General features: G+C 72.7%; 8 protein-coding genes. 2 read left to right on the top strand and 6 right to left on the bottom strand.

Going from position 1 to position 11449, the window contains the following annotated elements; translation table 11 throughout:
* Nucleotides 1-253 precede the first annotated feature (253 nt).
* On the top strand, nucleotides 254-1294 hold the full coding sequence (locus EST54_RS13045; RefSeq protein WP_129247766.1) for a ligand-gated ion channel: 1041 nt from the start codon (nucleotides 254-256) through the stop codon (nucleotides 1292-1294).
* A gap of 181 nt (nucleotides 1295-1475) precedes the next feature.
* Here the strand turns inward: EST54_RS13045 and EST54_RS13040 are convergent, their stop codons facing one another.
* A complete protein-coding gene (locus EST54_RS13040; protein WP_372448150.1) occupies nucleotides 1476-2279 on the bottom strand; it encodes a L,D-transpeptidase family protein in 804 nt (267 codons plus the stop codon).
* Between the two features lie 483 nt (nucleotides 2280-2762).
* On the opposite strand from EST54_RS13040, the gene EST54_RS13030 reads away from it, so the two are divergent.
* Entirely contained in the window at nucleotides 2763-4160 is a 1398-nt protein-coding gene (locus tag EST54_RS13030) for an NADP-dependent succinic semialdehyde dehydrogenase (RefSeq protein WP_129247765.1), read from the top strand.
* A gap of 258 nt (nucleotides 4161-4418) precedes the next feature.
* Here the strand turns inward: EST54_RS13030 and EST54_RS13025 are convergent, their stop codons facing one another.
* The 5 genes from EST54_RS13025 to EST54_RS13005 form a co-directional block, all read right to left on the bottom strand.
* Entirely contained in the window at nucleotides 4419-6554 is a 2136-nt protein-coding gene (locus tag EST54_RS13025) for a SpoIIE family protein phosphatase (protein WP_129247764.1), read from the bottom strand.
* Nucleotides 6555-6852: 298 nt separating this feature from the next.
* Entirely contained in the window at nucleotides 6853-8076 is a 1224-nt protein-coding gene (locus EST54_RS13020; RefSeq protein WP_129247763.1) for a metallophosphoesterase, read from the bottom strand.
* Between the two features lie 222 nt (nucleotides 8077-8298).
* Nucleotides 8299-8808, bottom strand: a complete 510-nt coding sequence (locus EST54_RS13015; RefSeq protein ID WP_129247762.1) for a DUF1990 family protein — start codon at nucleotides 8806-8808, stop codon at nucleotides 8299-8301.
* 152 nt (nucleotides 8809-8960) lie between these two features.
* Complete coding sequence (locus tag EST54_RS13010; RefSeq protein WP_129247761.1) at nucleotides 8961-9728, bottom strand: crotonase/enoyl-CoA hydratase family protein; 768 nt, start codon at nucleotides 9726-9728, stop codon at nucleotides 8961-8963.
* Nucleotides 9728-11380: an acyl-CoA dehydrogenase family protein gene (locus EST54_RS13005; RefSeq protein ID WP_129247760.1), complete on the bottom strand. Its 1653-nt coding sequence runs from the start codon at nucleotides 11378-11380 to the stop codon at nucleotides 9728-9730. The genes EST54_RS13010 and EST54_RS13005 overlap by 1 nt, the downstream gene beginning before the upstream one ends.
* Nucleotides 11381-11449 lie beyond the last annotated feature (69 nt).

Here is an 11449-nt window from a genome sequence, read left to right as displayed (position 1 = left end):
GGGCGGGGGAGAGCCCGCCGGGCCTTGATGGGGGGGCACCGCCTGGGAGATCACGAGCATGCCGCCCCGCGTGGTCGGCAGCCGCGCCGTGACCCTGGGCATGGGCCGAAAGGGTGCATCCTGAGCCCGTCTGCGGGGGTAGGTCGCTGTGATCGCGATCTTGCCTCGGCCGCCGGGCTATGGTCCCGCATGGAAACGCTCCCCTGGGGCAGTTCCTGCTGCTCCCGCTGGTGTTCTTGGAGGCTCGCCGGGTATGCCCCATTCGTACGGCGGGCCGGCGGACGGCCGACATGGCTTCCCGGCCGGGCTCCGGTCGCGAGCGGGCGCCCTGCTCGCAGCCGCCGCTGCGGTGCTGAGCACGCTGTTCATCGCCACGCCCGCCGCTGCGGCCGTGCCCAGTTGCACGGTCGGGGTTTACGTCACTGACCTCTACGAGGTGGATCCGGTCAGGCGCACCGTGGACGCGGACCTGTGGCTGTGGAGCCTGTGCCCACGCAAGGATCTCGCCGCTCTCCAGCGTCTCGAGTTCATCAACGCGACGAAGGTGTCGCTGACCGAGCCTTCCAGCGAGAAGGTGGGCAACGAGTACTGGACGCAGGTCAAAGTGTCCGGGACCTTCCGGCAGAACTTCGACCTGACGGACTTTCCGTTCGACAAACAGGTCGTCCGGATCCAGGTTGAGGAAAGCGCGCTGGACGAGTCTCGGTTCGTCTACCGGGCGGATGTGAAGAACTCCGAGTACAACCCCAGGATCCATCTCGACGACTTCAAGATCACTAAATTCCGGATCGGTGTCGTGTCCGCGCCCTACCGGACGAACTTCGGCGATCCCCGGCTCAAGCAAGGAGGCAGCAGCCGCTACTCCCAGCTGGTGATCGAGTTCCAGCTCACCCGAGAGGACCTCACTAGCTTCGGCAAGCATGTCCTGCCGGTGTATGTGGCTTTCCTGGTCGCCATGATCTCGTTTCTGATCTGGTCGAAGGACGACGAGGTCGCCATGATCACACGGCTCGGGATTCTCGGTACCGCGCTCTTCACGATCATGCTCAACTTGCGGGCGGTCGACGAGGCGCTGGGCACCCTCCTGAACGTGACGCTGGTCGAAGAGATCCACTTCATAAGCCTGCTCTACGTACTGATCGGTGTCGCCAACACCACCTACATCATGAGGCTGTTGACCGATCCCATGGGCCGACCGGCGGCGCGGCGCGTCAACAACCGCATTTTCGCCATCGCTACGGGCCTCTACCTCATCGCCAACATCGTCGCCATCTCCCTCACCGTGTCGTTCTGAGTCCGTACACTGCTCGGCGCCGACGCGGCCGCCGGCTCCGGCTGCCGCGCTCCTGACCCGAGCGATCTCCCTGTGACCTCAGGTTCCGGAATCCGCCGGGGATGCGGGCGGAACCCCCTCGGGTAGCGGTGAACTCCCACAGCCGAGGTGGGGGACCGCGACCGCACGGACCCCCGCCCCGTCAGTACCCCGTCAGCGCCGTCGGTCCGTACGCCGTGCCGATGGCGAGGTGTGGATGCCGGGACGGCCGTACCCAGGACAGGATCCGCGCCATCGCCCCGGCCGGTACGGACACACAGCCGGCCGTGGCGCCCTTCCCGTGGACGTGGAGGAAGATCCCGGCGCCGCGGCCGTGCACCGGACGGTGGTAGTTGAAGCCGCTGACCAGGGCCCGGCTGTATTGCGTGGGGTGGTCCGCCAGTCGCTCGGACTCGGCGGCCGCGCAGTCCGGTGGCAGGGGCGCCACCCAGCGGTTGTAGGAGGTCGAGTGGTTGTCCTCGCACCACCAGGAGTCCGCGCCGACCCGGCGGTAGGGGACGGTGGTGCCGGGCGGCGCCGGGGCGATGCCGAAGGCGAACGGCAGGTCGTACAGGCCGGTCGGGGTGGTCGAGGTGCCCTGCACCCGGGTGCGGCCCTCGGTCAGCCCGTGGGCACCGAACCGGGCCGGTGCCCAACCGGCCCGCCGCCAGCGGCCGTTGTGGCGCTGCCACCACGTCACCGTCCCCGTGGTGGCGCGTGGGGTGCGCGCACGGGCGGTGATGAGCTGGTCGCCGCCCCCGGTGTCCGCCATACGGGAGGGCAGCGGGACACGGGAGCCGGCGGGTGGCGCGGCGGCCGCCGGGGCGGGCGCGCAGAGCGCGAGGAGCAGCGCGGCAGCCGCCGGCAGTACCGCGGCCCGGACTCCGGCCGCCCGGCCCGCGTCTCCGGCTGCGTGCGTGGCCCCGGCCGCGGCCGGGTGCATCGTCCTGGTACGCGTCATGGGCATGACCGCACGGTAGAGCCCGGCGGGCCCGCCGGGCGCCGTCCGATCAGGTCACATACGCCGCCCCCGGCCCTGGCGCACTCCGTCCGCCGTAATCCGCCGTGCGCGGGGGCCATGGACGGGCGAAACTCGGGTACGGGGCCCATGTGCCACTAGACGTCTCATTCTGGAGGCCCACCGTGCAGCGGCAACCCCATACGCGCAGCGGTCGCACGCTCGACCTCGACCGCGAGCCGCAGCCCACCCCGGATCCGGGAGGCCCGCCGCCGAACCCCGTCCCGGACCCGCTGCCCGGCCCGCCGAGCCCGCCCGGCCAGCCGGACCCCATCCCGCCGGAACCGTCGCCGATCCCGCGGCCGCCCGGACCCGATCCCGACCCGGTCCCGGAGCCGTCCCCGGCCCCCTCGCCGCTCTCCTAGGAGCCGCCCGGACCGACGCCCCATATTCCGCGGGTGCCTCGCCCGCACCCTCAAGGAGGTGCTGATCATGGCCATCGCCACGGTCAACCCGGCCACCGGCGAGACCCTGAAGACCTTCGACGCGCTCAACGCCGGCGAGATCGAAGACCATCTGGTCCGGGCGGACCAGGCCTTCCAGGAGCACCGCCGCACCAGCTTCGCCCGCCGCAGGGAGCTGCTCCGCAAGGCCGCCGAGCTGCTCGACGCCGACCAGGACGGCATCGCCCGCACGATGACCACGGAGATGGGCAAACCGCTGGCCCAGGCGCGCGCGGAGGCCGCGAAGTGCGCCAAGACCATGCGCTGGTACGCCGACCACGCCGAGGAGCTGCTGGCCGACGAGCACCCCGACCCCGCCGACGTCAGCGACTCCGGCGCGGCCCGCGCCGTGGTGCGCTACCGCCCCCTCGGCACCGTCCTCGCGGTCATGCCCTGGAACTTCCCGCTCTGGCAGGTCGTCCGGTTCGCCGCACCCGCCCTGATGGCGGGCAACACCGGGCTGCTCAAGCACGCCTCGAACGTCCCGCAGACCGCGCTGTACATCGAGGAGCTCTTCCGCCGTGCCGGCTACCCCGAGGGCTGTTTCCAGACCCTGCTGATCGGGTCCGGCGCCGTCGAGGACATCCTGCGCGACCCGCGGATCGCCGCCGCGACGCTGACCGGCAGCGAGCCGGCCGGCCGCGCGGTCGCCTCGGTCGCCGGTGACGAGGTCAAGAAGACCGTCCTCGAACTCGGCGGCAGCGACCCGTTCATCGTGTTGCCCTCCGCCGACCTCGACAAGGCGGTCCGCGTCGCGGTCACGGCGCGCGTCCAGAACAACGGTCAGTCGTGCATCGCGGCCAAGCGGTTCCTCGTGCACGACGACATCTACGAGGCGTTCGCCGAGCGGTTCACCGACCGGATGGCGGCGCTGACCGTCGGCGATCCGATGGACGAACAGACCGATGTCGGGCCGCTCGTCAGCGAACAGGGCCGCTCCGACCTGGAGGAGCTCGTCGACGACGCGGTGCACAAGGGCGCCGCGGCGCTGTGCGGCGGACGGCGGCCGCCACAGCACCGCACGGGCTGGTTCTACGAGCCGACGGTGCTGTCCGGCATCACCCCCGGCATGCGCATCCACTACGAGGAGGCCTTCGGGCCGGTGGCCACGCTCTACCGCGTCGCCGACGTGGACGAGGCGGTGCGGATCGCCAACGACACGCCGTTCGGCCTCAGTTCCAACGCCTGGACCCGGGACCCGGACGAACAGGCCCGGCTCGCCCGCGATGTGCAGGCCGGCGGTGTCTTCTTCAACGGGATGACCGCCTCGCATCCGGGCCTCCCCTTCGGCGGCGCCAAGCGCTCCGGCTACGGGCGGGAGCTGTCCGGGCACGGCATCCGGGAGTTCTGCAACATGACGACGCTCTGGTACGGGCCGGAGGACTGAGCGGCACGGGGCGGGGCCCGTACGGGGCGCTCGACAGGACCAGCGGACGCCCGGTCACTTCGCTCCAACGCGCCCGCCCCGAAGCGGTTTTCGTCCTGGAGCTCAGGGTGTACGTTCCCGTCAGGCCGAGTCGGCCCACGGCCAGGTTGGCCGGCTCGGCCGCCCCGCTCCGATGGGCCAGGCTGATCAAGCGTCATCCGTACGTGGTGCAAGGGAAGTCGACGCAACCGTCAGGCCAGAGCAGCCGGGCCAGAACGGTCAGGCCGGATCGTCGGGCACCGCGAACTCGCACCACAGGGCCTTGCCCGCACCGCGCGGCTCCGCGCCCCAGCGGTCCGCGAAGGCCTCGACCAGCAGCAGCCCTCGGCCGGAGGTCGCGGTCTCCCCTGGGCTGCGCCGCCGCGGCCACCGGCTGGAGCGGTCCTCGACCTCCAGCCGGATCCGCCGGGGGGTGCCGGGCAGCAGCTCCACGGAGACCAGGGCGCCGCTCTCGGTGTGGGTCAGCGCATTGGCGATCAGCTCGGAGGCGGCGACCTCGATGTGGTGGCTGACCGAGCCCGCCCGCCACTGGTCCAGCGTGCGGCGCAGGGCCGCGCGGACCTCCGCGGTGCCCGAGGGGTCGGCCTGATGGACGTGCAGCCGCAGCCGGGGTGCGGTCGCGGGGCCGGGGCCGGGGAGCCGGTGCAGCAGCAGGAGGGCCATGTCGTCCTCCGACCCGGGGGCGGCCCACAGCTGGTCCGAGAGCCGGTCGGCCAGCGCTTCCAGCTCCGTGGGGCCCTCGCGGACCGCCTGGGACAGTGCGTCGATGCCGGAGGAGATGTCGTGGCCGGGCTGCTCGACCAGCCCGTCGGTGCACAGCAGCAGCGTCGACCCGGGCTCCAGGAACAGCTGGGTCTCCGGGAAGTGGTCGTGCCCGAAGGCGGTGGCCAGCCCCAGCGGCAGGCCGCCGCGGACCTCGGGCCAGTCGATGTGCCGGGAGGCGTTGCTGATCAGCGGGCCGAGATGGCCGGCCCGGGCGAGGTGCAGCGCCCCGGACTCCAGATCGGCCTGGATGTAGGTGCACGTGGCGAAGCGCTCGGTGTCCAGCTCGGACAGAAAGCGGGAGGCCCGGACCAGCACGGTCTCCGGCGAGTGCCCCTCGCTGGCGTAGGCCCGCAGCGCGATCCGCAGCTGGCCCATCACGGCGGCCGCATGGGTGTCATGGCCCTGGACGTCGCCGACCACCAGCCCGGTCCGCCCCTGGGGCAGCGCGATCACGTCGTACCAGTCGCCGCCGACGTCCCGTCCGACGCTCGCCGGGTGGTAGCGGACGGTGACCGCGCCGCCCGCGATGGGCGGCAGCCGGCGCGGCAGCATCGTCGCCTGCAGCCCCGTGGCGAACTCCCGCTCCTGGTCGAAGAGGGTCGCCCGCTGCACGGACTGGGCGACCACACCGGCCAGTGCCAGCGCCAGATTCCTGGCCTCCGGCGACGGCGCCGCGGGCTCCGCGTTGAACAGCCCCAGCGCCCCGATGACGGCGTCCTGCGCGACCAGCGGCAGGAACGCCGCGCTGCCCGTCGGCAGCACCTCGGTGTACGGACGCAGCCGCGGAAAGCGGGCGATCAGATCACTCCGGCTGCCGAGGAAGAGCGGGCGCCGCGAGCGCGCCGTGTCGGCCAGCGGCAGGGTGTCGTCCAGCCGCGAGGTCATCATGTCGTCGGGCACCTCGCCCTCCAGACCGGCGGCGGCGATCACCTCGAACCGGTCGTTCGTGACCAGTCCCAGCAGCAGCCCGTCCGCGCCGAACCGCCGGGCACCGCCGCTGTCGGTGAGCACCCGGGTCACGTCCTTGACGGACAGCGCGCGGGCCAGCGCCGCGGTGGTCTGCTGCACCATCACGGTCTGCCGCTGCCGCTCCTGATGAAGCGAGCGCAGCAGCGCGGAATCCGCCAGTTCGCTGGTCGCCTCCCGGACGATGCCGATGATCCGGTACGGCATGCCGTCCGCGTTGTGCAGGATCCGCCCCTGGGCGTGGGTCCAGCGCTGGGTCCCGTCGCGGCACTGGACCCGGAAGTACACGCCGTAGGACGAGTGGCCGTCCCGCAGGGCCTGGGTGAGCGCCTCGTCCAGCCGCAGGCCCTCCTCCGGAGGCACCCGGGTGACCAGGGACATCGGCGCCCCGTCGTATTCGCCCGGGCGCAGATCGAAGACGTCCATGGCATCGGGGTCCAGATCCATGAACCTGCGGTCCAGATCCCAGTCGAAGGTGCCCATCCGGTTGAGTGACAGCCGCTGGCGCAGGCCGATGGGCTCATGGTGGGACACCCCGGGCGCGGCCTCGGTGACCGGGCGCCAGTCCCGGACGGCCCGGGGGTCGTAGTCCTCGCCGGACGGTTCCACGATCCGGCCGGTCATGGCGCGTCACGCCTCGCGGCCCGGCGGTCCGGGGCGCGCCGCCCGACCCTCGCCGGGCAGCGGGGCATCAGGGCAGGCCGCGCCGCGCCGAGCACGTCTCGTGCCCTCGGTCGCGGGCCGTTGACCGGGGCCGATATCCACCGGAACGCGGCCATGCGAACACCCTAGGCGCGGGCCCGAAAACCCGCATTTCCGGCGCCGCGGCCTCCCCTTGGCTCGGTCTGCGGCGGCCCGGGGCGACACCGGCGCGGGGAGCCGTCCCCGGCCCGGTGCCGTTCCCGGGAACGGCACCGCCCCGTCACGCGTGCGCCGGCGCCGGCGCGGACACCGGCCGGGTCTGCCGCGTCCGGTGCGCCAGGGTGGCCTTCCGGGTCGCCACGTCCACCGTGTACGCCTCGATGGTCAGCCGCGCGCCGGACACCTTCAGCACCATGAACCCGTGATCGGAGAAGTTCTGCCAGGCCGCCGGGTGCGCGAAGTGCGCCTTCCCGTCCTCCGTCTTGGCTGACGCCCCGCACACCACCTGCCGGGTGCCGCCCGTACGGGCCGTCGGCTCCAGAATCTGCAGGGTGTGATCGTGACCGGACAGGATCAGATCGGCCCGGCCGGCCACCACGCTGTCGTACATGTCCTTGAGGTGGACGCCGCTGGTGTAGTTCCCGATCTCGAACCCGTCGTAGGAACCGGCGCTGCCGTGCTTGCCGTTGTTGAGGTACGGGTGGTGACCGAACACCACCTTCCAGCGGGCGCGCGAGGCGCGCAGCGCGCCGTCCAGCCAGTTCCGCTGCTCGCGCATGTACGGCCCGTCCCAGCGGTAGCGCGGGTCGATCTGGGCGACGTACGACGACCACGGAATCGTGTCGATCGCGAAGAACTCCACCAGCGGATCGGCGGCCGGCAGCGGCACGCTGTAATAGCGGCTCGGCATGTACCAGCGCCGCGAGGTGGCGGCGTAGGCGACCTCGCGGTCACCGCGGGACGGGTCGCCGCCGCTGCCCGGAATGAGCCCCGAGCAGTCGTGGTTGCCCAGCACCATCAGCCACGGCACATCGATACCGCTGTTCGGCTTCTCGAATTTGTCCTGGAATTCCGAGTCGTCGTCGGATTCCGGCCCGTTCTCGTAAATATTGTCGCCGAGGCCCACCGCCAGGCCGACCCGCTCGGCCTGGCAGACATCGCGCGCGGCGGCCGCCACCGCGTACTGCGCCTCGTCGCCCGTCCCCGCGTCTCCGGTGACCAGAATCGCGAACTCGCCCTTGCCATTGGGGTGTTCGGGGAACGGGAAGGCTCCCGGGGCCCCGCGGCGGGCGGCGGCGGAAGCGGGCGACTGCCCCGGCGACGGCAGTACCGCGAGCGCCGCACCGGCCATCGCGCCGCCGAGCAGCGTCCGCCGGTTCACGAAGGGCACCGTGCGCCCCGTCGTAGGCATCGACGGCTCCCCGGCCGTCGTCGCCGAGCCGGTGTGCAGCCACTCCTGCTCGGTCATGTCCGCCTGCGGCGGGATCAGTTCGTCCTCACACATGCCTGGATTTCTTTCACGGCCGGCCGAGGCGGTGGTGACGGAATGATGAAGCGGAAGTGGACGTCCGGAGACCGGGAGCTGTGAATCTACGGATCGGTAACAAAGCGTGTTCCGGGGGGTGTCAGGGCGTGAGCGGCACGCCCTGGAGGCCCGGTGCACGGCTCCCTGGGGGACCCGGTGCCCGGCACCTCTGAGTGGACCCGATGCCCGGCCCGGGACGACCTATTGATGGCTCGTCAGGCGGCTTAGGGTGCGGCCGAGATGACGGACGTAGCGGCGCTGGAAAACGGGGACCAGCGGGCCGGCGAGGCGGGTGACCGCGCGGGCGGGGCGGCTGAAGGCGGTCACCGTGAACCACACCGAGCCATCGGCGCGCAGTTCGGCGACGAACGCCTCCTCACCGCACTCGGGGTGCCCCGGCCGGGTCCCGTACGCGAAGCCGATCCGGTGCTCCTCGGCCACCGTCCACACCACGGTGCACGGCGCCCGCAGTCGCAGCGGGCCGATGCCCAGCGCGACCTCGACCCGTACGCCCGGCGCGGCCCGCGGGGCGTCGGCCCGGATGCCGGCGCCGGCCGCACGGTGCATCCGGAAGGTGGTGATCGCCTCGCCCGCCGCCGTCAGTACCGCCCGCCCGTGGCCGATCGGCAGCTCCTCGTGGAGGTGGTGGTAGCCGGGCGGCAGCGGGGTGCGCCGGGTGCCGCCCTCCTCGGGGTAGCTCAGGTCGTTCATGCGGCTGCTCCTGGCGGCGGGCGGTGGGCGAAGACGGCGTGACCGTACGCGGCGAACCGTCCGGCCGCAACGACGTCCGCCCTGCCGGTGGGCAGGGCGGACGCACGGACGGGCCGCCATCGCAGCCGGAGGATCCGGACGGGAGCCCCGGCTCACCCCTTCGCGTCCGCCGCCCCGTGTCGCCCCGCCCCCGCGGCGAACCGCGCCGCGCCCTCCCACGCCTCGGCCAGGACGGCCTGCCCGTAGGCGAGTTCCCCGGCCAGCGCCGATTCCTCGTCCCGGCCCTCCTGGTCCAGCAGGGAGGCGCGGTCGCTGCGCAGACACGCCTGCGGGAAGCGGGCGAGCTCCGCCGCCAGGAGCTCCGCCTCCGCGCGCGCCGAACCGGCCGGCACCACGCGGTGGACCAGCCCGATGTCCAGCGCCTCCGCGGCCGGGACCGGCCGCCCCGTCAGCACCAGGTCCATCGCCCGGCTCGCGCCGATCAGCCGCGGCAGCCGCACCGTGCCGCCGTCGATCAACGGCACGCCCCAGCGCCGGCAGAAAACGCCCAGGACCGCGTCCTCCTCCGCCACCCGCAGATCGCACCACAGCGCCAGCTCCAGACCGCCGGCCACCGCGTGCCCGGCGATCGCCGCGATCACCGGCTTGCCGAGCCGCATCCGGGTCGGCCCCATCGGTCCGTCCCCGTCCACGGCCACCCGGTTGCCGCGCTCGGTGCCGATCGCCTTGAGGTCGGCACCGGAGCAGAACGTCCCGCCCTCGCCCCACAGCACCGCGACCCGCGCCCCGTCATCGGCATCGAACGCCCGGAAGGCATCGGCCAGTTGAGCGGCCGTCGCGCCGTCCACGGCGTTGCGGGACGCCGGCCGGGAGAGCACCACCGTCGTCACCGGACCGGCGTGCTCCACCCGTACGGACATCAGGCCTCGCCCGCCGTCTGAGGCCGGACACGCTCCAGGACGGCCGTCAGATCGACACCGGCCGGCAGCGTGCCGAAGGCATTGCCCCACTCCCCGTCGAGCCGCGAGGCGCAGAACGCGTCGGCGAGGGCCGGGTGGCTGTACCGCACCAGCAGCGACCCCTGGAGGACCAGCGCCATCCGCTCCGCCAGCGACCGGGCCATCAGCTGCGCCCGCTCCGGACCGGCCGCCGAGCCGAGCATCTTGCGGAGCCCGGCCACCGCCGCGTCCAGCCGGCGGTCGGCGCCCGTCGCGGTCTCCACCTCGGCGAAGAACGCGTCCAGCGCGGCCGGTTCCTTGCCCAGCGCCCGCAGCACGTCGAGCGCCGCGACATTCCCCGAGCCCTCCCAGATGGACAGCAGCGGCGCCTCCCGGTAGAGCCGCGGCATGCCCGAGTCCTCGACGTAGCCGTTGCCGCCCAGGCACTCCAGCGCCTCCGCCGCATGGGCGCTGCCCCGCTTGCACACCCAGTATTTGCCGGCCGCCAGCGCCAGCCGGCGCAGCGCCGCCTCCCCGGCTTCCCCGGCCTGTGAGCGGTCCACCGCCGTCGCGAGCCGCATCCCCAGCAGCGTCGCGGCCTCCGACTCGATCGCCAGATCCGCGAGCACCGAGCGCATCAGCGGCTGCCGGTCCAGCTCCCGCCCGAACGCCCGCCGGTGCGCGGTGTGGTGCAGTGCCTGCCGGAGCCCGGCCCGCATCCCGGCCGCCGAGCCCAGCACACAGTCCAGCCGGGTCATGTTCACCATCTCGACGATGGTCCGCACCCCACGGCCCGGCTCGCCGACCGGCCAGGCCACCGCCCGGTCGTACTCGATCTCACTGGACGCGTTGGAACGGTTGCCCAGCTTGTTCTTGAGCCGCATCAGCCGCATGCCGTTGCGCGCGCCGTCCGGCAGCACCCGCGGCACCAGGAAGCAGCCGAGCCCCTCCGCGGTCTGCGCCAGTGCCAGGAACACATCGCTCATCGGCGCGGAGGTGAACCACTTGTGGCCGGTGATGCGGTAGGTCCCGTCGCCGGCCGGCACCGCCTGGGTGGTGTTGGCCCGTACGTCGGAGCCACCCTGCTTCTCCGTCATCGACATGCCCGCGATCAGGCCCGACTTGGTCAGCGGCGCCCGCAGCCCGAAGTCGTAGGTGCGGGCGCTGAGCAGCGGCTCGTACTGCGCGGCGAGATCCGGTGCGGCGCGCAGCGCGGGGACCGCGGCGTACGTCATCGAGATCGGGCAGCCGTGCCCCGGCTCGGCCTGCGACCAGACGTAGAACTTCGCGGCGCGCACCAGATGCGCGCCGGTGCGGTCGTCCGCCCACGGCGCGGCGTGCAGACCGTGCTCCACGGCGACGGTCATCAGCTGGTGCCAGGCCGGGTGGAACTCGACCTCGTCGATGCGGTGGCCGAACCGGTCGTGGGTGTGCAGCCGCGGCGGCTGCTCCTCCGCCCAGCGGGCCTGGTCCTGGACCGCCGCCGAACCCGCCAGCGCACCGAGCTCGGAGACCTCCCGCACGCCCCACTCGGCACCGTCCCGGCGCAGCGCCTCCAGCAGGGCCGGCTCGTCCGCCGTACTGAACCCGGTCAGCGGCGGAGCCTGATTCTCGACTTCATGGGTGACGGTCATACCGTTGACGTTACAGAAGTAGAACACCTGTGGGAAGACTGTAATGGAGCGACGGCTAGAGTTTCGGGC

The sequence above is a fragment of the Streptomyces sioyaensis genome (assembly GCF_004122735.1).
Classification (GTDB): domain Bacteria; phylum Actinomycetota; class Actinomycetes; order Streptomycetales; family Streptomycetaceae; genus Streptomyces; species Streptomyces sioyaensis.
This window is presented reverse-complemented; position numbering and strand designations above follow the sequence as displayed.

Excerpts from the sequence above, each read along its gene's own strand:
- EST54_RS13010 (WP_129247761.1), bottom strand. The coding sequence starts at position 9,728 with ATGTCCGTACGGGTGGAGCACGCCGGTCCGGTGACGACGGTGGTGCTC.
- EST54_RS13040 (WP_372448150.1), bottom strand. The coding sequence starts at position 2,279 with ATGCCCATGACGCGTACCAGGACGATGCACCCGGCCGCGGCCGGGGCC.
- EST54_RS13015 (WP_129247762.1), bottom strand. The coding sequence starts at position 8,808 with ATGAACGACCTGAGCTACCCCGAGGAGGGCGGCACCCGGCGCACCCCG.
- EST54_RS13025 (WP_129247764.1), bottom strand. The coding sequence starts at position 6,554 with ATGACCGGCCGGATCGTGGAACCGTCCGGCGAGGACTACGACCCCCGG.
- EST54_RS13020 (WP_129247763.1), bottom strand. The coding sequence starts at position 8,076 with ATGTGTGAGGACGAACTGATCCCGCCGCAGGCGGACATGACCGAGCAG.
- EST54_RS13030 (WP_129247765.1), top strand. The coding sequence starts at position 2,763 with ATGGCCATCGCCACGGTCAACCCGGCCACCGGCGAGACCCTGAAGACC.
- EST54_RS13005 (WP_129247760.1), bottom strand. The coding sequence starts at position 11,380 with ATGACCGTCACCCATGAAGTCGAGAATCAGGCTCCGCCGCTGACCGGG.
- EST54_RS13045 (WP_129247766.1), top strand. The coding sequence starts at position 254 with ATGCCCCATTCGTACGGCGGGCCGGCGGACGGCCGACATGGCTTCCCG.